The sequence below is a fragment of the Lysobacter sp. P5_B12 genome (assembly GCF_056400425.1).
On record NZ_JBFULG010000009.1, the window covers coordinates 158323 to 176038 of the forward strand.

Below are 17716 nucleotides of genomic sequence, written 5' to 3' on the forward strand. Positions count from 1 at the left end.
TTGAAAACCTACGCGTGCGTCGGTCTTGCAGGCGACTCGATGGGCGTGCGCGTCCCGAAGCGGCGTTTGAATTGCAGCGCAGGGCGCTCGATCAGGAACCAACTGGCCGCCGCGCATGCGAACGCAAGCACGCTCGCCCACAGCACGTTGTGCATCGGCGGGCCCGGCGAATACGTCTGCACGATTTGCGCGCTAGGCCATCCGTAGAGATACAGGCCGTACGAGAGATCGTGGTGCGCAAGCTTCGCGGGCACCGGCGCGAACGCGAGCCACAAGGTGCCGTAGGCCACGAGTGCGAAGTAGGGTGCCGCGAACCAGGGCGTGCCGCGCAACAGTGCCGCGAGAATCAACAGCACCACGATCGGTATCCACGACAAGCGGATGCGATCGCGCCACAGCCAGGCCGCGGTACCGGTGACGAAGAACGCAACGCACCACAGATCGTTGCCCAACCAATCCGGCAGCGGCGCGCGAAACCATGCGAATGCCGCGATCCCCGCGATCAAGGCCAGCCACGGCAACAGGTAACGCTTCGCCGTCAACACGCCGACCAACGAAGCACCGAGCAACAACACATACAAGCGACCTTCCACCGGCAAGGTCCACAGGGATCCGTTGACCGCCGTTTGCGGCAGCGTTTCGAACACGCCGGGGAGATGGAATTCCGCGCGCCACAGCGTCGCGTTCGACCACAGATAGCGCCACGCGTCCGCCGCCCAATAGTCGCGCGCGGTGGTCATCATCGGCCCGAGCACGAACACGCTCAGCAACACGCAGACGACCAGCGCCGGCAGGATCCGCAACGCCCGCGACCCCAGATACCCGCGCACGCTGTTGCGCTGCAGGCTCGCGGCGATCAGGAAGCCGCTGATCACGAAGAACATGTCCACCGCGATCGCGCCGGCGAATTTCACCTGCGTCGCACGCGCCAGCAGGTCGCCGCCCGGCGTGCCGGTGATCGCCCATGCGTGGCCGTAGATCACCAGCCAGGCGGCGATCAGGCGCAGGACATTGAAATGGTTGTGGCCGGACGTCCAGGCGGACGCCAGCGTGCGCTCACCCGCCACGCCAACACCAATGCCAGGGCTCGTAGACGATGCCATGCGGGTTCTCGCGCGGATAACTGAGCACGAACCCGTGCCCCTGCGCGTTGTCCTGCAACCATGCGAAGGCGCGCGTCTTCTCGAAGCTCTCTTCCGCCGGCGGTTCGTCCGGCGTGCCGATGTCGAGCGCACGGCCGCCATGGTGTTCGCTGAAACCGGGCGCGGCGTTGACCGTCAGGATCTCTTCGACCGTCTGCCCGCGCGCAAGCTTGCGTTCGAAGATGCCGAGTTGATAGTCGTGCGAGCGATAACCGCTGATCGACTCGAGCACGACGTCGTCGCGCAGCGCTTCGGCCTGCATGTGCAGCCACGCGCGCGCGGCGCCGGGGCGCAGCCAGAGCGGGCGACGGAAGCGGTCGAAGCCGGCGAAGTCGAGGCGATCGGGTTCGGCGACGAGCGACAGGCCGGTGCGTTGCGTGTACGCGTCTTCGTCGATGTCGAGTTGGTCGAGGCGTTCGTGCAGGCGGGCGAGGGGAAGTTCGTACACACGCTCCACGCCCCAGCGTTCGTGCGGCGAGAAACTGTCCAGCGCGTCGAGCGCTTCGCCGATCCCGTCCTCGCGCTGCAGCGACGGCACCAGCGGCATCAAGCCTTCCGGCAACTCTGCCGCGAGATAGCGGCCGTCGCGCTTGCGGCGCAACACGCACAGCGCGCGCGAGAGCACGCGCGCGTCGTGGTTGCTGCGCGCGCGCAGCAGGCCGCCGGGCCACAGCTCGATGTCCGGCGTGTTGAGCAACACCTTGGGATTGCGTCGCATGCGCCAAGGGTACCCGAGGCCGTCAGCGCGTGCGCCAACCCCATGCCGCCAGGCTGCCGGCGACGAGCGCCGCGACCCAGGACGCCGCGACCGGAATCGCTTGTCCGCCGATCTCCACCGGCGCGCCGACCAGCGCGCGCCAGGCCTGCAACAACGCGACGACGGTGAACACGATCGCCGAAGCAGTGACATACCCACGATGCGACGTCGCCATGGCCGGTCTCCTCAGAGCGGTTTCTTCAGGTAAAGCTGCACGGGCTTGAACGGATGCGATTGCACGACACTCACCAATTCCCAGCCCTGCAGGCCGAGTTGCACGAGCTTTTCCTGCACCACGTCGCGTGCCATCCCCAAAAAGCCGGGTTTGACCTGCACGACCTGGTACGTCCAACGGTCACTCGCCATCGTTTGATTCCTCTTCTTTCGTCGGCGGCGGCGCCGGGAGGCGCCCCGCCTTGCGCAAGGCGTCGCGCAACACGTATTCGATCTGCGCGTTGAGCGAACGGATCTCGTCGTCGGCCCACCGCTGCGCGGCGTTCAACACGTCCGCGTTGATGCGCAGCGGATAGGCCTTCTTCTCACCCATCAGTAGAGCGTGCCCGCGTTGACGATCGGCTGCGTGGCGCGTTCGCCGCACAACACGACCAGCAGGTTGCTGACCATCTGCGCCTTGCGCTCTTCATCCAGGTGCACGACGCCGTTCTTCTGCAGCTCGGCCAGCGCCATTTCGACCATGCCCACCGCGCCGGCGACGATGCGCGTGCGCGCGGCGATGATCGCGTTGGCCTGCTGGCGCTGCAGCATCGCCTGCGCGATTTCCGGTGCGTAGGCCAGGTGGCTGATGCGCGCGTCGATCACCTGCACGCCGGCATCGGCCAGGCGTTCGGACAGTTCCTGCGACAGATGCGTGCTGATTTCGGCCGCGTGGCTGCGCAGCGAAAGCTGGCCCTCCTCGTGCTGGTCGTACGGATAGCTGGTGGCCATCGCGCGCAACGCCGATTCGGACTGGATCTGCACGAAGCTCTCGTAGTCGTCGACGTTGTAGACCGCTTCGGCCGAATCCACGACCTGCCACACGATGACCGCGGCGATTTCGATCGGGCTGCCGTCGAGCTCGTTGACCTTGAGCTTGCCGCTTTCGAAATTGCGCACGCGCTGGCTCACCTTCCGCTTGGCGTAGAAGGGGTTGTTCCAGCGCAGGCCGTTTTCCTTGACCGTGCCGACGTACTTGCCGAACAGGCTCAGCACCGCGGCCTTGTTGGGCTCGACCATGTACAGGCCGAACAGGCAGAAGAAGGCGATCAGATCGGTCAGCAGGCCCAGGACGACCCAAAGCGGGGCTTCCATGCGGATGCCGTTGAACATCAGGAATCCGCCGACCAGCAGCACCGCCAGCAGCAGGAGCAGCATGGGGATGCCCGCGGCGGAACGGATGGGGTTCTCTTTCATCGAAGGCCTCGACAAGCCCCGGGATTGGGGCGCGCCGATGTGATATCACTCTGATATCAGACACGCAAGCGGTGGACGACGAATGGCGTCGCTCAGCGGGTCGCCGGAAGCCAGACCAGCGGCGCGGGGCTGAACTCGCCGGTCGCGATCAGGCCCTTGCCGTCGGGCAGCCAGGCGAGGGCTTCGGCCTGGTGCAGCCAGGGCAGCGGCTGGGTGGCGGGCACGCGCGCGACCGCCCGCGGCCACGGTTCATTGGGCGCGCGGCGATAGAGCAGCAAGCGGTCGTAGGTCAGCACCGCGAGCGTCAGGCCATCGGGCGACAGATCGGCCGCGGTGACCTGGCGGCCGAGCGCAACGCGCCGCGGATCGGAGATGCCGGATTCGGCCGGCGCTTCGGCCAGGGTGCCGATGCGGCGCGCGACCACGACCGCACCGCGCGCCGGGCGCAAAGGCACCGAAAACAATTGCGCCGGTTTGCGCTTCTTCGAAATCAGCAGCACTTCGCCGGCCTGGGCATCCACCGCGACGGCCTCGCAATCGCGCGGGCCGTCGGGCCAGCGGAAGGCGATCGACCACGCCGCCGAGACCGCGCCGCCATCGACCAGCGGATCGGGCTCGGGAACGACATGCAGCTGCGCCGTGCGGCGCAGGCCGCCGTTGTCGCCGGTGTCGGCAATCAGCAACCAGTGGCGGCCCTGCCACTGGAAGGCGTCGAGGTCTTCCCAATCGGTGTTGCGCACGCCGGCCACGCGCACGCTCGCGATGCGCGAACCGCGCCGCGAGATCGCATGCAACATCGGCCCGTTGCCGCCGTCCTGGAGCAACCACAGCGTGTCGCGATGCACCGTGGACGTCGCAAGGCCACTGGTCTCGTCGATCGAACCGTCGAGGATCACGCCCGCCAGGCGCGGCTGCGGGCCTTGCCCGTCGCACGCGGCGAGCAATGCACAACAGGCAAGGGCGGGCAGGGCACGGGGCATGCGCATGAGGCGCGCAGGATGGCATGGCCGGCGCGGGTACACTACGCGCCCCATCTTTCGGCACCTGTTCGATGCCCACGATCGGTACGCCCCTGTCCCCGCACGCCACGCGCGTGCTCCTGCTCGGCTCGGGCGAGCTGGGCAAGGAAGTGGCGCTGGAATTGCAACGCTTCGGCGTGGAAGTCATCGCCGCCGACCGTTACGCCGACGCACCGGCGATGCAGGTCGCGCACCGCAGCCACGTGCTCGACATGCTCGATGGCAAGGCAGTGCGCGCGCTGATCGAACGCGAGCGCCCCCACATCGTCGTGCCCGAAATCGAAGCGATCAGCACGCCCACGCTCATCGAAATCGAAGCCGAAGCGAAAGGCGCCTTGCGCGTCATCCCCACCGCGCGCGCCGCGCGGCTGACGATGGATCGCGAAGGCATCCGTCGCCTCGCCGCCGAAACGCTCGGGCTTGCGACCTCCGCGTATCGCTTCGTCGACACGCTGCCCGATTATCGAGACGCCGTGCAGGCCGTCGGCCTGCCGTGCGTGGTGAAGCCGGTGATGTCCTCCTCCGGCAAGGGCCAGAGCCTGGTGCGCACGCAAGCCGACATCGACGCGGCGTGGGACTACGCGCAGACCGGCGGCCGCGCCGGCGCGGGCCGCGTCATCGTCGAAGGCTTCGTCGACTTCGATTACGAAATCACGCTGCTCACCGCGCGCCATGCCGGCGGCACGAGTTTCTGCGAACCGATCGGTCACCTGCAGCGCGACGGCGACTATCGCGAAAGCTGGCAGCCGCAGCCGATGTCGCCCAAGGCACTCGAACGCTCGCAGCAAATCGCCAAAGCCGTGACCGACGATCTCGGCGGTTGGGGTGTGTTCGGCGTCGAGCTCTTCGTCAAAGGTGACGAAGTATGGTTCTCCGAAGTCTCCCCGCGCCCGCACGACACCGGCCTGGTCACGCTCGCCTCGCAAGACCTGAGCCAGTTCGCGCTGCATGCGCGCGCGATCCTCGGCCTGCCCATTCCCGCGATCCGCCAACTCGGTCCCACTGCTTCGTGCGCGATGCTCGCGCAGGGCCACGGCGTGCCGGTGTTCGACAATGTCGAAGGCGCATTGCGCGAAACAGATACGGCACTGCGCCTGTTCGGCAAACCGCGCGTGGAAGGTCACCGCCGCGTCGGCGTGACCCTCGCGCGCGGCACCGACATCGACGACGCGCGCTCGCGTGCGCGCGACGCCGCCGCCGCCATCACCATCCGTTTGGAAGAATGACGCGATGAACGAGTCCGAAGGCTACGTGGTCTATTTCTTCCCGCAGGCGCTCGAAGCGCTCGGCGAGGCGATCAAACCCTATCTGCGCGAGGGCCCCGGCGGCGAGCACGTGCTCTGCCACGAGATCGATACGGCAGGCGCGTTGCTGGAGATGACGATCCAGGCGCAGGCCAACGATGGGCGCACGGTGGCGCTGGAGTTGATGGTGCCGCAGTCGATGATCCGGATGGTGGTCTCGGCACACAGCGAGGCGGGCTTCGGGTTTTCGCCCCGCGTGGCACCAGCGTTGATGGCATCGTTGCCCCCGGTGGCGGGGCAGGCGCCAGCACCGAGCGCGCCGACGCAAGCAGTTCCGCAGACGGGTGAAGCGCCCAAGGCCGAGGCGAAGAACTTGCCGCCCGAGGGCTGAGCTCCCAAAAAACGACTTCGGCGGCCGCCTTCGACAACGATCGGGTCAGTGCGAAGCTCGCTTCGCACCGGCAAACGAACGCTCGGGCGAATCACCCGAGCGAGAGCCAACGCTCGAAAGGTGATGCCCCAGCGTTGTGAGTTTCAAATTTTTTTCCCAGAAAAATTTGGAACTCACAACGTTCGGGCGGCGCGCCAATAACGCAAGCGGCGCTCTTGCTCCTTCGGACCTACACCCCGATTACGCCATCCCTTGCCAAGCCCTGCCATCGAACGCTTCCAAAGGCCGGAAGCGCCGCTTGTAATCCATCTTGTCGTGTCCCTCGATCCAGTACCCGAGGTACAGATGCGCGCGATTGTCGCGCTGCGCCCAGGCGATCTGCCGCAGCAGCGACAAGGTCCCCAGCCCGCGTTCCGGGAGATCAGGGTCGAAGAAGGTATAGACGGCCGACAGCGCATTCTCGACGACGTCGGTGATCGCAACGGACAACAACCGCCCCGGCCCCTTGCCTTCGCTGCGCTCCCGCAACTCCATGAAGCGCCCATGCGACCAACTGCCGATCAGGAACTGGTCGAACTCGATCCCGCCGTGCTCGTCCATCCCGCCACCGCGATGTCGCGCACGCAGATAACGTTGGTACAAAGCCAACTGCTCTTCCGTTCGCTCGGCCGGCACGATGCGCGACTCGACATGGGCGTTGCGCGCGAGACAACGGCGCTGGCTGCGATCAGGCGTGAATTGCGCGACGGGAATGCGCACCGCGACGCACGCGCGGCACCCCTGGCAATGCGGCCGATAGACGATGTCCCCGGAGCGGCGGAACCCCCACCCCAATGCGAGCGGATACAGGTTGGGCATGCGCGGATCGCGCGGGTCGAGCACGAGGTCGCGAGCGATGCGCGTGGGCCAGTAACCACACGCGTGGTCGCCGGTGTGGAAGACGCGGAGTTCATCCTGGTCCGGGGTGTTGTTGGCGCCCATGGCCGGAGCATACCGCCATCGAATGCGAAGACGTTGTCGCGTCCCCGTCACGCGATGTCGTGAAGTCCGTGTCAGAACGTCACGCGGCCCGATGCCACCAGACCGGCGATCAGCCCGCCCAAACCGCCCAGCGTCCCGAGCACCAGGCCGATGCGGCACTGGATGCGCTCGCGGCGCCGACGTTTGGCGGCGCCTTCGGGGTCGACGCGCGCTTCCACGGCGAGGCGGCGCGCTTTCGCGCGGGGCTGCACGACGCCCGTCTGCCAGAACACGATGCCCATGAACACGCAGGTGGCGACCGTCGCCGGCACCCATCCGCGCGTGGAGGTCGTGGTCAGCAGCATCGACACCAGGTAACCGAAGATCGCGAACACATTCACGATGGCCGAACGGGTGAGCGCACGCCGTTCTTGCGCATCCATCGCTTCGCGCATCTGCTTGCGCCAGCCCCAGAAGATGCTCGCGTTCGCGGCCACCAGCCCGATGCCGACACCCGAGGCGGCGCCGAGCAGCACCTGGCCGATCGTCTTCGCGCCCAGGCCCGCGCCGCCGATCATCGTCGCCGCGGCGGCCGACGGGCTGGCGACGACGAGCGCACTGGTCACGATGGTCGCGAACGCAGCGGCCGGCGCCGAGCCCTTCGCGAATTCGCCGAAGCGCTGGAGCAGGTCGTCCTGCACCTGTTGCCGCGCACGCGACAGACGCTTGCGCACCGCGGCGTCGGACAAGCCGAGCAGTGCGGCGACCTGTTTCGAACTCTGGCCTTCGCGATAGAACAGCAACAGCGTTTCGCGGCTGTCTTCGGGCAAGGCGGAAATCACGTCGGCGGCGGCGATGTGGCGCTCCTCGTCGATCAGCGCATGCAAGGGCGACGGCGCGGGATCGGCGGCGGCTGCGATCGCGGCCTCGACGTCATCGACCGGGAAGGGGCCGCGCACCTTCGCGCGCAAATGATCGCGCGCGAGGTTGCGCGTGATCTGCCGCAGCCAGGGCAGGAAACTGTCGGCGTTGTGCAGGCGGCGCAGGTGTTGCCATGCGCTGAGGAAGGCGTCCTGCGCGATGTCCTCGCTGCTCGGCACGTCGCGCGTGATCGCCAGCGCAATCGCCGTGATCGTGTTCTGGCAGGCGATCACGATGCGGCCGTAGGCATCGCGGTCCCCGTCGCGCGCGGCGGGGAGGTTCAGGCGGATCAGCTGGTCGATGGTGGTGTCCATGGACATCAAGACGTCGCCGGTCGCCGGATGTGACTCAACGGACCGCGAGGACCCGCAACACCCGCCAGGTCGCCTCGGTCCGGCGCACCAGCAGTGTGCGGACCTGCGTGGCCTGTGCGCCTGCGCTGGTGACGGCAAGCTCGACCGTGCCGGTGCCCGAGCCGTCGGTGCGGTAGCCGCGGATGTCGATGAGGACGGAAGACTTGCCCGTTGTGTCGCCGCAATCGAAGCGGGTCTTCGAGGCGGGCAGGTCGGCGAGTTGGGCCTTGGTGGCAGGCGTGCCGTCGATGCGCACGCAGGCCACGGCCGGTGCGTCGGCGGCGAGTTCGACACCGGCGAGCATGGTCGCCAGCGCGGGCGGGGTTTCGACAGGATAGGCGCCGGGGACCGGCTCGGCCGGCGGCGCCGTGGTACTCGCAGCCTTGGGCGCGCGCGCATCGAACAGATGTTTGTCGACGACGGCGGTTGCCACGGTCGCCGACGTATTCGCCCGATGCGCCGCAACCCATGCAAGCCCGACCGCAACGACGATCAGCACCAACAAGCCCATCTTGTAACGAAACGCGCGCTTGGTCGGCGCCACCGCGGCGCGCAATTCGTAGGTGCCGGTGATCGTGGACTCCGGCAGGAAGCTGTCGCTCCCGCCGCGCGTGGAATCGAGCAGGCCCGCTTCGCGCAGGATCTGCCGCGCGCGCGGCTGGTCTTCCGATTTCAGCACCCACACCGCGGGCAAGGGGCCGCCGGCTTCGTCGTCCTTGTACGTGCGCCGCCCGCTCCAGGCGCTCTTGTACGAACGCCCGTGCGTGATGCGCACTTCGATGCCTTCGTCGGCGAGCATCTTCGCGATGCCTTCGACGTTGGCCAGGCGCGGACTGGAAAACACTTGCCGCATGTCAGGCCTTGCCTTCGTTGATGACGCGGATCAGGCCTTCCTGCGCGGTGCTCGCCACCAGCTTGCCGGCGCGGTCGTAGATCTGGCCGCGCGCGAGGCCGCGCCCGTCCTGCGCCGTCGGGCTGTCGATGGAATACAGCAGCCATTCGTCCGCGCGGAAGGGGCGATGGAACCACAGCGCGTGATCGAGCGAAGCCATCAACACATTCGGCTGGTAGTAACTGATGCCGTGCGGGAAAGTCGCGGTGCCGAGCAGATGGAAGTCCGAGGCATACGCAAGCAGCGCGCGATGCAATTCCGGTGCGTCGCCCACGCGTTCGCCCAACCGGAACCACACGTGCTGGAACGGCGGGCGCTTCGGCGGATTGAGCTCGTCGCGCGGATACACGTGGCGGAATTCGAATGGCCCCTGGCGCGACAACCAGCGCTGCACCTTCGAGGGCAACCGCGCGAGATGATCGGGCGTGAGATCGGCGGTCGGCGCGATGTCCTCGGGCATGGGCACTTCGGGCATCGACAGTTGATGCTGGCCCTGGCCTTCTTCCGCGCGCTGGAACGATGCTGCGAGGAAGAAGATCGGCTGGCCGTGCTGGACCGCGGTGACGCGACGCACGGAGAAGCTGCCGCCGTCGCGCGTGCGGTCGACGAGGTAGACGATCGGTGCGTCGATGTCGCCCGCGCGCAGGAAATACGCATGGAGCGAATGCGCGCTGCGCGGTTCGGTCACCGCATCCATCGTCGCCTGCGCCGCCGACAATGCCTGCCCGAGCACCTGCCCGCCGAACACGTATTTCGTGCCGATGTCGCGGCTCTGGCCGCGGAACAGGTTGTCCTCGAGGCGTTCGAGGGAAAGCAGTTCGATGAGTTCGGAAACGGGGGGCGCGTTCATGGCGCGAGTATAGACGGCGCCCCTGACGTCAAGGCTCGAACTGGTTCGATTCAAAGCGCTCGAGCCGGACCTCGCGCAGCACGCGGTCCCAAGGGAACAACGGTCCCGGATCCAGCTTGCGATGCACCGTCTTCGTCGGATCGTCTTCGGCCGCGACGGTCGTCGTGTCCAGGTCCTCGTGCCCGGCGATGAAGCGCAGCGCCGGATAGTCCTTCGCCAGCACACGCAGCAATGCGATGAGCGCAACAATCTGCGCCTGCGTGTAGGGCTCGTCCATCGCCTGGTGGTTCGCGTCGAGCCAGCGCGGGTAGCGCCCGGTGTTCACCAGCTCGATGCCGATCGAACGCGGGTTGTAACCGCGCGTGTGGTTGGCCACGCGCTCGGGCGAGACCCACAGGTGCACCGAGCCGTCGCGATCGATGTAGTAGTGGCCGCTGTTGCCCTGGCCCGAATCCGGATAAAGCACGCGCTCGCCATAGTCGCGCGCGGTCGCCAGGTCCGGCAGTTCCGTGCAATGGATGACGACCAGGTCGATCTGCGCACGTGGGCGCGCGTCGAGCCGGGCTTCGTAGGGCAGGGGTGTGGTTTGGACCGGAAGCTCCGGCGGCGGCATGGGCACCATGGCCGCGATGCTAGCATCGCAATGTTTCCTCCCCCACAAGCACGCATGCCCGCCATTCCGCCCCCCGATTCCGCGCTCGGCCGCCTCATGGCGACCTTGCCTCGTGCCGGGCGCGTGGAATGGATCGGGGTGCGCCCCAAGCGCGACGTGCCGATGGCGCCCACCGACATGGTCGAAGCGCAGACCGGCAAAGGCCTGGTCGGCGACCGCTACACCGGCGGCAGCGGCAAGCGCGGCGTCACGCTCATCCAGGCCGAACACCTGCCGGCCATCGCGGCGCTGTCGGGGCACGCATCGGTTTCGCCGGTGTTGCTCCGCCGCAACGTCGTGGTGTCCGGCATTCCGTTGATCGCATTGAAGGGCCGGCGCTTCCGCATCGGCGAGGTCGTGCTGGAAGGCACCGACACCTGCGATCCGTGTTCGCGCATGGAAGAAGCGCTGGGGCCCGGCGGCTTCAACGCGATGCGCCACATGGGCGGCCTGTGCGCGCGCATCGTGGAAGGCGGGAGGTTCCGGATCGGCGACGCGGTGTCGGCGATCGAAGACAAGGACGGTTGATGCGCGGTCATTGCATTTTGTCGCACGGGTTCGAAAGCGGGCCCGATGCCACCAAGGTCACGGCGCTCGCCGAGGTGGCCGAGCGTTTCGGCTGGAGCCACGAGCGGCCGGATTTCACGGACCTGGACGGCAAGCGCGAGGTCAGCGACCTCGGCGATGTCGCCGCGCGCGTGCAGCGTTTGTTGCGCATTGCGAGCGAGGCCGCCGCGAACGGGCCGGTCGTGCTCGCCGGTTCGAGTCTCGGCGCATGGATCTCCGGCCGCGTGTCGCTGCAGGTGCCGGTCGCCGGTTTGTTCCTCATGGCCCCGCCGATCGCGTTGGACAAGACCCATCCGTTCGATGCCGCGGGCGTGCCGACCTCGATCATCCACGGTTGGGAAGACGAACTCATTCCCGCACACGACGTCGTGGCGTGGGCGCAATCGCGTCGCGCGGCCTTGTTGATGGTCGACGATGGCCATCGCCTCTCGGCGCACGTGCAGGCCAGCGCCGACGCGTTCGCTGCACTGCTTGCGAAGCTCTGACATGAAATTCTTCGCCAGCTGCGGCAAGGGCCTCGAATATCTGTTGACCGACGAGTTGATCGCGCTCGGCTGCACGCGCGCCACCGCGACGATGGCGGGCGTGAACGTCGAAGGCGAATTGCTGGACGCGCAACGCGCCGTGTTGTGGTCGCGCCTAGCCAGCCGCGTGCTCTGGCCGATCACCGAATTCGATTGCGCGGACGAACATGCCTTGTACGCAGGCGTGTCGGCCGTCGATTGGGAAACGCACCTCGGCCCGGGCCACACGCTCGCCGTGGATGCGCACGTCTCGGGCGAAGCGCTGACGCACGCGCGCTACGCAGCGCAACGCGTGAAGGATGGCGTGGTCGACGTGCTGCGCCAGAAGACCGGGGCCCGCCCCGATGTCGACATCGAATCGCCGGACGTGCGCCTGAATCTGGTCGTGCGCAAGAACCGCGCGCTCCTCTCGATCGATCTCGGCGGCGGTCCGCTGCATCGCCGCGGCTGGCGCAGCGCGCAGGGCGAAGCGCCCCTGAAGGAAAACCTCGCGGCCGCGGTGTTGATGCGCGGCCAATGGCCGACGCTGTATCGCGAAGGCGCATCGCTGCTCGATCCGATGTGCGGCAGCGGCACGCTGTTGATCGAAGGCGCACTGATGGCGGGCGATGTTGCACCGGGCCTGCAGCGTCACGGTGCTGCGCTGCCGACGCGTTGGCGCGGTTTCGACAACGCGGCGTGGCAATCGCTGGTCGACGATGCGACCCGCCGTCGCGACGCCGGGCTGCTCGCATTGCGCCCCGCCTTTTTCGGCAGCGATGCCGACGCGCGCATCCTGGAAGCCTCGCGCGGCAACGCGCAGGCCGCCGGCGTCGGCCATGTGCTCGACCTGCGCCCGACCACCGTCGAATCGCTCGCGCGCGCAACCGACTTCGGCCCGCGCGGTCTCGTCGTCTGCAATCCGCCTTACGACGCACGCCTGGCCGCCGATCCCGCGCTGTATCGCGCCCTGGGCGATGCATTGCGCCGCAACGCGCCGGCGTGGCGCGCAAGCCTGCTGTGCGGCGACGACGACCTCGCACGCGCCACGGGCCTGCGCGCGAACAAGCGCTACCAACTGTTCAACGGCGCGATCGAATGCACGCTGATCGTGTGCGACCCGATCGCACCGCCGCAGCGCTCGGTCGACGCACCCGCGCCGGTGTTGTCGGAAGGCGCGCAGATGGTCGCCAACCGCCTGCGCAAGAACCTCAAGAAACTGAAGGCCTGGCGCGAGCGCGAAGGCGTCGACAACTTCCGCGCCTACGACGCGGACCTGCCCGAGTACGCCGCCGCGATCGACGTCTACACCGACGCCGATTCGCGCGAACAATGGCTGCACGTGCAGGAATACGCGGCGCCGGCGGAGATCCCGGAAGAGACCACGAGAAAGCGCCTCAACGCGTTGCTCGCCGCCACGCGCGAGGTCTTCGGCATTCCGAAGGAACGCATCGCGCTCAAGACGCGCAGCGTCGGCAAGGGCGGCAGCAAGTACGGCCGCTTCGACCGTCGCGGTGAATATCTCGTGGTGCGCGAAGGCGACGCGCGCCTGCGCGTGAACCTGTTCGATTACCTCGACACCGGCGTGTTCCTCGACCATCGCCCGCTGCGCCTGCGCATCGCGGAAGAGGCCCGCAACAAGCGTTTCCTCAACCTGTTCTGTTACACGGGCGCCGCGACCGTGCAGGCCGCGCGTGGTGGCGCATCCAGCACCACCAGCGTCGACCTCAGCGGCACCTACCTGCAATGGTTGACCGACAACCTCGCCGAGAACGGCATCGGCGGCGGCCGTCACCGCCTCGTACAGGCCGACGCGATCCAATGGCTTCTCGCCGACCGCGGGGACTACGACCTGATTTTCTGCGATCCACCGACGTTCTCGAACTCCGCGCGGGCCAACGACTTCGACGTACAACGCGAACACGTGCGCCTGCTGCGCGCCGCGCTCAAGCGCCTCGCGCAAGGCGGCTCGCTGTATTTCTCGAACAACTTCCGCCGCTTCAAGCTCGACGAAGCGGCCTTGTCCGACATCGCCTCGATCGAAGACGTCACCGCCTCGACGATCCCGCCCGATTTCGCACGCGACGCCCGCATCCACCGCTGCTGGCGCTTGCGGCGCCTCGGAATGGACGCGCGCGGATGAACGCACGCGCCGGCTGGTGGGCGCTGTTCGGACAGTGGTTGCGCAATCCGCTGCAGACCGCGTCGATCGCGCCCTCGAGCCGCGATCTGGCGCGGGCGATGGTCGATGAACTGCCGCACGACACGCGGCGCGTCATCGAACTTGGCGGCGGCACAGGATCGGTCACGCGCGCATTGATGGCGCATGGATTGCGCGGCAATGATTTGCTCGTCATCGAACTCAGCGAATCGCTGCATACACATTTGCGCAAGCGTTTCCCCGCGGTGCGCGTGGCACTGGGCGATGCGAGCGACTTGCCCGAGATCGCCGCGCACTGCGGCTTCCTCGCAGGCGGCCTGGCCGATGCGATCGTGTCGAGCCTGGGCCTGCTGGCGATGCCGGAGGACCTGCAGCAACGCATCCTGGCCGCGTCCTTCGCGTGCCTGCGCCCGGGCGGGCGCTTCATCCAGTTCACCTACGGCCCGCAGGCGCCGGTCTCCGAATCGGTGCAGCAGGCCTTGCGCTTGAAGGTGCGGCGCGGGGGCTTCGTGCTGCGCAATGTGCCGCCGGCGACGGTGTATGTGTATGAGCGGCGCTGAATTTTCCTAAGCCCGGATCTGACTCGCCTTGCGCCAAGCCGCCAACCCCCAGTAACCGACGCCGGTAAACACCGCACACCCCGCTTGCACGTATTGCCCGATCGACCAGCCCGCGTCGCGGCCCGTCAGCACGATGAAGATGGGGAACGCCACCAGGTACACCGCGAATAGCCGGAAGAACCAGGGTGGAAGGAGTCCGCCATGGTCGGGTCGATTGAAGATCAAGCGCAGGGCGAGGGAGAGCACCCAGAGGCTGACCAACGCCAGCACCGTGCCGCCGAACCTGCCCAGGCCGGCGCCGTCTGGCTGGGGATCGAGGTACAGGGGGATGGACGAGACGACCAGGCAACACAGCGCGACGAATGCAACGAACAAACCGGCGAGGACGCGAATCGGCCACGGCCACGGGCGAGGCGGGAGGTATTCTTCCGACGGCAAGTCATCTTGCATGGCTGAAGAGCTTACCCGGCGGCTGGCGGGCGTCCAAACCCTGCGTTCCACGCACGGCACTGGTTTCGCCTTCGCCCCACCGCCATCGTTCCGACTTCGCAACGAAGGAGGTCTCCATGTCCACCACGACCCAGTCCGCCGCCCGCGTCGCCCGCAAGCTGCGCGGCCGCCCGACGTCCGACGGCGCCGGAGTGAAGCTCACGCGCGTCATCGGCACGCCCGAGCTCGACATGCTCGATCCGTTCCTGATGCTCGATGAATTCGGCACCGACAAGGCCGAGGACTACCTCGCCGGTTTCCCCGAGCATCCGCATCGCGGGTTCGAAACGGTGACCTACATGCTCGACGGCCGCATGCGCCATCGCGACAACCACGGTAACGAAGGTTTGCTCGTGCCGGGCAGCGTGCAGTGGATGACCGCCGGCCGCGGCCTGGTGCACAGCGAGATGCCCGAGCAGCAGGAAGGCCGCATGCGCGGTTTCCAGCTGTGGGTGAACCTGCCCAGGGCCAACAAGATGGACGCGCCGCAGTACCAGGAGTTCGCGCCCGATCGCATTCCCGTCGCGCAGCCTGCGCCGGGCGTGTCGGTGAAGGTGATCGCCGGCAATGTCGGCGAAGTGCGCGGCCCGATCGTGCAGCCGGCGACCTCGCCGGTCTATCTCGACATCGAACTCGCGCCGTCGACGACGTGGTCGTATGCCTTGCCCGAAGGCCACAACGCATTCGCGTATGTGTTCGAAGGCGATGCCACGATCGGCGAAGGCGATGACGCGCGTGCGCTGGACAAGCAGGAACTCGCGGTGCTCGGTGGCGGCGATACGCTGATGGCATCGTCGGGCGCGCAGGGCGCGCGTTTCATCCTCGTCGCAGGCCGTCCGCTGCGCGAGCCGGTCGCGCGTTACGGCCCGTTCGTGATGAACACGAAGGAAGAAATCATGCAGGCCTTCGCGGACTTCCAGGGCGGCCAGTTCTGATGCCCACCTCCCCTCCAGGGGAGGTCAAAAATCGGCCAGGCCGATTTTTGGGTGGGGTATGACGGCGGCGTTCAGGAACCCGTCCTAGACTTGCCGTCACACCCCAGCAAACGGAGTTGCCGATGCTTCGCACGACCCTCGCCGCCTTCCTCGCGGCCTGCGCCCTGGCCGCCTGCGCCAGCAATGCATCCAATGGTGGCGGCACGACTTCGCAGGAGAGCACGATGCGTTCGATCACCGCCGGTGCTTCCGAAAAACTCGCGCCAAAGGAAACCGTCCGTTTGCCCGACGGTGCGACGTTGCAGTACGTGTCGGTGACGCAGGATTCGCGCTGCCCGCCGAACGCGCGCTGCATCCGCGCCGGCGATGCCGACATCGAGTTCGTGTTCGCCAACGGCGCGCAGGCGACGGTGAAGGCGAACCTGCCCGAGGCGCCGTCGAAGAACATGGGCGCCTGGCGCCTGACGGTCGAAGACCTCGAATTCAACGAAAAGCCGGCGGTCACGATTCGCGTGGACCCGGCGCAATAAGAAAGGCAATGCAATGACCACGATCGTCGCTCCGCGCGTCCATGATCTCGGCGGTTTCCAGGTGCGCCGCGCCGTCCCTTCGATCCAGGCGCGCAGCGTGGGGCCGTTCGTGTTCGTCGACCACATGGGCCCGGCCCTGTTCGAGCCGGGCCGCGGCATCGATGTGCGGCCGCACCCGCACATCGGTCTGGCGACGGTGACCTTCCTGTGGGCGGGCACGATTTCGCATCGCGACACCCTGGGCAGCGTTCAGGACATCCGTCCTGGCGATGTCAACTGGATGACGGCAGGGCGGGGCATCGCGCACTCGGAGCGCACGCCGCCGGGCTTGCGCGAGGCGCCGCATCCGGTGCACGGGATGCAGACCTGGGTCGCGTTGCCGAAGTCGCACGAGGAAGTCGCGCCTGCGTTTTTCCATCACGCGGCCGATGCGTTGCCGATGATCACGCGGCCGGGCGTCACGTTGCGGGTGATCGCGGGGCGTGCGTTCGGCGAGGAGTCGCCGGTGGCGGTGTTCACCGATACGTTCAACGTGGCGGTCGACATGGCGCCGGATGCGGAGTTCGAGGTCGATGCGCGTGCGGTGGAGCGTGCGTTGTACGTGCTCGAAGGGAAGCTGCAGTTGGATGGCGCCGATATTCCCGAGCAGCATCTGGTGGTGTTGGATCGTGGCGTGACGCATCGCGTGCGTGCGCTCGGCATCGTCAAGGCGATGTTGTTGGGCGGCGAGCCCTTGGATGCGCCGCGGCATATGTGGTGGAACTTTGTTTCTTCGTCGAAGGAACGGATCGAGCAGGCCAAGCAGGATTGGCTGGACGACAAGTTCGGGAAGATTGCCGGGGAGACGGAGTTCATTCCGTTGCCTGAGCGGTGAAGCGGGTGCGTTGAATTGGCGTCGTTTTGGTGGGGTCGGCTCCACCAGATTTGCGCGGCCACCGCGCGTAGCTATTTGTTATGCGCGACAGCAATCTGCTGATTGGAGTCGTCGTGATCTGATTGGTGCGCGCCTACAGCCAGCACACCAGACGGGCCGGCGCCTTGCCCGTCGAGGACATCGCGAGTCGCGTGGGTGCTGGTCCTCGCAACCGCGATGTCCTCTCTCGGGCATCGGCGCCTTCGCGGCGATCGGATGGGTGAAGCGGGGGCGCTGCGAGATGATGCGTCGACCTCCGCTTTGCCATCAGATCGCTGCGAGGAACGTCGCCTGCCAGAGGCGACCATGTGCGAAGACTCGAGCGCCGAGGTGGGCGACGTTCCGTCCGTCGGGTGTGCTGGCAGTCGGCGCGAATCAATCAGCCGCGTCGGACACACTCATCAAGTGCTGTCGCGAAACCATCAGCTGCGAGCGCAGCGGTCGTCGCGTTGAAGGCCACATTGCGG

At 67.2% G+C, this 17716-nt stretch carries 22 protein-coding genes; 9 read left to right on the forward strand and 13 right to left on the reverse strand.

All coding sequences use genetic code 11. From position 1 onward, the window contains the following. Positions 1 to 8 precede the first annotated feature (8 nt). The 7 genes from AC1DOM_RS14405 to AC1DOM_RS14435 form a co-directional block, all read right to left on the reverse strand. Positions 9 to 1067 carry an acyltransferase family protein gene (locus tag AC1DOM_RS14405; RefSeq protein WP_498964469.1) on the reverse strand — a complete coding sequence of 353 codons (1059 nt, stop codon included), beginning with the start codon at positions 1065 to 1067 and terminating at the stop codon, positions 9 to 11. Then, the gene (locus AC1DOM_RS14410) at positions 1057 to 1860 is read right to left on the reverse strand and encodes a M15 family metallopeptidase (RefSeq protein ID WP_498964471.1); all 804 of its coding nucleotides are present in this window, start codon (positions 1858 to 1860) and stop codon (positions 1057 to 1059) included. Before AC1DOM_RS14410 ends, AC1DOM_RS14405 begins: the two co-directional genes overlap by 11 nt. A gap of 22 nt (positions 1861 to 1882) precedes the next feature. Further along, a complete protein-coding gene (locus AC1DOM_RS14415) occupies positions 1883 to 2074 on the reverse strand; it encodes a hypothetical protein (protein WP_498964473.1) in 192 nt (63 codons plus the stop codon). Positions 2075 to 2085: 11 nt separating this feature from the next. Next, complete coding sequence (locus AC1DOM_RS14420) at positions 2086 to 2265, reverse strand: DUF4177 domain-containing protein (protein ID WP_498964475.1); 180 nt, start codon at positions 2263 to 2265, stop codon at positions 2086 to 2088. Continuing rightward, entirely contained in the window at positions 2255 to 2446 is a 192-nt protein-coding gene (locus AC1DOM_RS14425; protein ID WP_498964477.1) for a type II toxin-antitoxin system antitoxin, read from the reverse strand. The genes AC1DOM_RS14420 and AC1DOM_RS14425 overlap by 11 nt, the downstream gene beginning before the upstream one ends. Continuing rightward, positions 2446 to 3309: an SPFH domain-containing protein gene (locus tag AC1DOM_RS14430; protein ID WP_498964479.1), complete on the reverse strand. Its 864-nt coding sequence runs from the start codon at positions 3307 to 3309 to the stop codon at positions 2446 to 2448. Before AC1DOM_RS14430 ends, AC1DOM_RS14425 begins: the two co-directional genes overlap by 1 nt. A 92-nt stretch (positions 3310 to 3401) precedes the next feature. Beyond that, positions 3402 to 4295, reverse strand: coding sequence for a hypothetical protein (locus tag AC1DOM_RS14435; protein ID WP_498964481.1), 894 nt, complete (start codon positions 4293 to 4295; stop codon positions 3402 to 3404). A gap of 65 nt (positions 4296 to 4360) precedes the next feature. Here AC1DOM_RS14435 and purT point away from each other — a divergent pair, with 65 nt between their 5' ends. Beyond that, complete coding sequence (gene purT, locus AC1DOM_RS14440; RefSeq protein WP_498964483.1) at positions 4361 to 5554, forward strand: formate-dependent phosphoribosylglycinamide formyltransferase; 1194 nt, start codon at positions 4361 to 4363, stop codon at positions 5552 to 5554. A 4-nt stretch (positions 5555 to 5558) separates the two neighbouring features. Then, complete coding sequence (locus AC1DOM_RS14445; RefSeq protein ID WP_498964485.1) at positions 5559 to 5963, forward strand: hypothetical protein; 405 nt, start codon at positions 5559 to 5561, stop codon at positions 5961 to 5963. Positions 5964 to 6203: 240 nt separating this feature from the next. On the opposite strand, the gene AC1DOM_RS14450 is transcribed toward AC1DOM_RS14445, so the two are convergent. From AC1DOM_RS14450 to AC1DOM_RS14470, 5 genes are all read right to left on the reverse strand, one after another. Continuing rightward, entirely contained in the window at positions 6204 to 6944 is a 741-nt protein-coding gene (locus AC1DOM_RS14450; RefSeq protein ID WP_498964487.1) for an arginyltransferase, read from the reverse strand. Positions 6945 to 7015: 71 nt separating this feature from the next. Then, entirely contained in the window at positions 7016 to 8164 is a 1149-nt protein-coding gene (locus tag AC1DOM_RS14455; RefSeq protein ID WP_498964489.1) for an RNA polymerase sigma factor, read from the reverse strand. A gap of 28 nt (positions 8165 to 8192) precedes the next feature. Then, the gene (locus AC1DOM_RS14460) at positions 8193 to 9050 is read right to left on the reverse strand and encodes a hypothetical protein (RefSeq protein WP_498964491.1); all 858 of its coding nucleotides are present in this window, start codon (positions 9048 to 9050) and stop codon (positions 8193 to 8195) included. A 1-nt stretch (position 9051) separates the two neighbouring features. Continuing rightward, positions 9052 to 9939, reverse strand: a complete 888-nt coding sequence (locus tag AC1DOM_RS14465) for an acyl-CoA thioesterase (protein ID WP_498964493.1) — start codon at positions 9937 to 9939, stop codon at positions 9052 to 9054. 28 nt (positions 9940 to 9967) lie between these two features. After that, positions 9968 to 10552: an N-acetylmuramoyl-L-alanine amidase gene (locus AC1DOM_RS14470; protein WP_498964517.1), complete on the reverse strand. Its 585-nt coding sequence runs from the start codon at positions 10550 to 10552 to the stop codon at positions 9968 to 9970. Positions 10553 to 10606: 54 nt separating this feature from the next. Here AC1DOM_RS14470 and AC1DOM_RS14475 point away from each other — a divergent pair, with 54 nt between their 5' ends. Genes AC1DOM_RS14475 through AC1DOM_RS14490 form a run of 4 tightly spaced genes read left to right on the forward strand, consistent with a single transcriptional unit; the run spans position 10607 to position 14382 of the window. Further along, positions 10607 to 11119, forward strand: coding sequence for an MOSC domain-containing protein (locus AC1DOM_RS14475; RefSeq protein WP_498964495.1), 513 nt, complete (start codon positions 10607 to 10609; stop codon positions 11117 to 11119). Continuing rightward, entirely contained in the window at positions 11116 to 11643 is a 528-nt protein-coding gene (locus AC1DOM_RS14480; protein WP_498964497.1) for an alpha/beta hydrolase, read from the forward strand. Before AC1DOM_RS14475 ends, AC1DOM_RS14480 begins: the two co-directional genes overlap by 4 nt. Position 11644: 1 nt before the next feature. Further along, on the forward strand, positions 11645 to 13804 hold the full coding sequence (gene rlmKL, locus AC1DOM_RS14485) for a bifunctional 23S rRNA (guanine(2069)-N(7))-methyltransferase RlmK/23S rRNA (guanine(2445)-N(2))-methyltransferase RlmL (protein WP_498964499.1): 2160 nt from the start codon (positions 11645 to 11647) through the stop codon (positions 13802 to 13804). Continuing rightward, positions 13801 to 14382 (forward strand): class I SAM-dependent methyltransferase, encoded by a 582-nt coding sequence (locus AC1DOM_RS14490; RefSeq protein WP_498964500.1) that lies wholly within the window; start codon positions 13801 to 13803, stop codon positions 14380 to 14382. The genes rlmKL and AC1DOM_RS14490 overlap by 4 nt, the downstream gene beginning before the upstream one ends. Positions 14383 to 14388: 6 nt before the next feature. Here the strand turns inward: AC1DOM_RS14490 and AC1DOM_RS14495 are convergent, their stop codons facing one another. Next, positions 14389 to 14832, reverse strand: a complete 444-nt coding sequence (locus AC1DOM_RS14495) for a hypothetical protein (protein WP_498964501.1) — start codon at positions 14830 to 14832, stop codon at positions 14389 to 14391. Positions 14833 to 14948: 116 nt separating this feature from the next. Between AC1DOM_RS14495 and AC1DOM_RS14500 the strand changes: the two genes are divergently transcribed. The 3 genes from AC1DOM_RS14500 (at position 14949) to AC1DOM_RS14510 (ending at position 17210) form a co-directional block, all read left to right on the forward strand. Next, positions 14949 to 15806, forward strand: a complete 858-nt coding sequence (locus tag AC1DOM_RS14500) for a pirin family protein (protein WP_498964502.1) — start codon at positions 14949 to 14951, stop codon at positions 15804 to 15806. Positions 15807 to 15928: 122 nt separating this feature from the next. Continuing rightward, a complete protein-coding gene (locus tag AC1DOM_RS14505) occupies positions 15929 to 16336 on the forward strand; it encodes a hypothetical protein (protein WP_498964503.1) in 408 nt (135 codons plus the stop codon). A gap of 13 nt (positions 16337 to 16349) precedes the next feature. After that, a complete protein-coding gene (locus AC1DOM_RS14510; protein ID WP_498964505.1) occupies positions 16350 to 17210 on the forward strand; it encodes a pirin family protein in 861 nt (286 codons plus the stop codon). The last annotated feature ends 506 nt before the right edge of the window (positions 17211 to 17716 follow it).

What these genes read in the sequence shown, in the direction of transcription:
- AC1DOM_RS14410 (WP_498964471.1), bottom strand. Translation starts at nt 1,860, where the DNA reads ATGCGACGCAATCCCAAGGTGTTGCTCAACACGCCGGACATCGAGCTG.
- AC1DOM_RS14415 (WP_498964473.1), bottom strand. Translation starts at nt 2,074, where the DNA reads ATGGCGACGTCGCATCGTGGGTATGTCACTGCTTCGGCGATCGTGTTC.
- AC1DOM_RS14420 (WP_498964475.1), bottom strand. Translation starts at nt 2,265, where the DNA reads ATGGCGAGTGACCGTTGGACGTACCAGGTCGTGCAGGTCAAACCCGGC.
- AC1DOM_RS14425 (WP_498964477.1), bottom strand. Translation starts at nt 2,446, where the DNA reads ATGGGTGAGAAGAAGGCCTATCCGCTGCGCATCAACGCGGACGTGTTG.
- AC1DOM_RS14430 (WP_498964479.1), bottom strand. Translation starts at nt 3,309, where the DNA reads ATGAAAGAGAACCCCATCCGTTCCGCCGCGGGCATCCCCATGCTGCTC.
- AC1DOM_RS14435 (WP_498964481.1), bottom strand. Translation starts at nt 4,295, where the DNA reads ATGCGCATGCCCCGTGCCCTGCCCGCCCTTGCCTGTTGTGCATTGCTC.
- purT (WP_498964483.1), top strand. Translation starts at nt 4,361, where the DNA reads ATGCCCACGATCGGTACGCCCCTGTCCCCGCACGCCACGCGCGTGCTC.
- AC1DOM_RS14445 (WP_498964485.1), top strand. Translation starts at nt 5,559, where the DNA reads ATGAACGAGTCCGAAGGCTACGTGGTCTATTTCTTCCCGCAGGCGCTC.
- AC1DOM_RS14450 (WP_498964487.1), bottom strand. Translation starts at nt 6,944, where the DNA reads ATGGGCGCCAACAACACCCCGGACCAGGATGAACTCCGCGTCTTCCAC.
- AC1DOM_RS14455 (WP_498964489.1), bottom strand. Translation starts at nt 8,164, where the DNA reads ATGTCCATGGACACCACCATCGACCAGCTGATCCGCCTGAACCTCCCC.
- AC1DOM_RS14460 (WP_498964491.1), bottom strand. Translation starts at nt 9,050, where the DNA reads ATGCGGCAAGTGTTTTCCAGTCCGCGCCTGGCCAACGTCGAAGGCATC.
- AC1DOM_RS14465 (WP_498964493.1), bottom strand. Translation starts at nt 9,939, where the DNA reads ATGAACGCGCCCCCCGTTTCCGAACTCATCGAACTGCTTTCCCTCGAA.
- AC1DOM_RS14470 (WP_498964517.1), bottom strand. Translation starts at nt 10,552, where the DNA reads ATGCCGCCGCCGGAGCTTCCGGTCCAAACCACACCCCTGCCCTACGAA.
- AC1DOM_RS14475 (WP_498964495.1), top strand. Translation starts at nt 10,607, where the DNA reads ATGCCCGCCATTCCGCCCCCCGATTCCGCGCTCGGCCGCCTCATGGCG.
- rlmKL (WP_498964499.1), top strand. Translation starts at nt 11,645, where the DNA reads ATGAAATTCTTCGCCAGCTGCGGCAAGGGCCTCGAATATCTGTTGACC.
- AC1DOM_RS14490 (WP_498964500.1), top strand. Translation starts at nt 13,801, where the DNA reads ATGAACGCACGCGCCGGCTGGTGGGCGCTGTTCGGACAGTGGTTGCGC.
- AC1DOM_RS14495 (WP_498964501.1), bottom strand. Translation starts at nt 14,832, where the DNA reads ATGCAAGATGACTTGCCGTCGGAAGAATACCTCCCGCCTCGCCCGTGG.
- AC1DOM_RS14500 (WP_498964502.1), top strand. Translation starts at nt 14,949, where the DNA reads ATGTCCACCACGACCCAGTCCGCCGCCCGCGTCGCCCGCAAGCTGCGC.
- AC1DOM_RS14505 (WP_498964503.1), top strand. Translation starts at nt 15,929, where the DNA reads ATGCTTCGCACGACCCTCGCCGCCTTCCTCGCGGCCTGCGCCCTGGCC.
- AC1DOM_RS14510 (WP_498964505.1), top strand. Translation starts at nt 16,350, where the DNA reads ATGACCACGATCGTCGCTCCGCGCGTCCATGATCTCGGCGGTTTCCAG.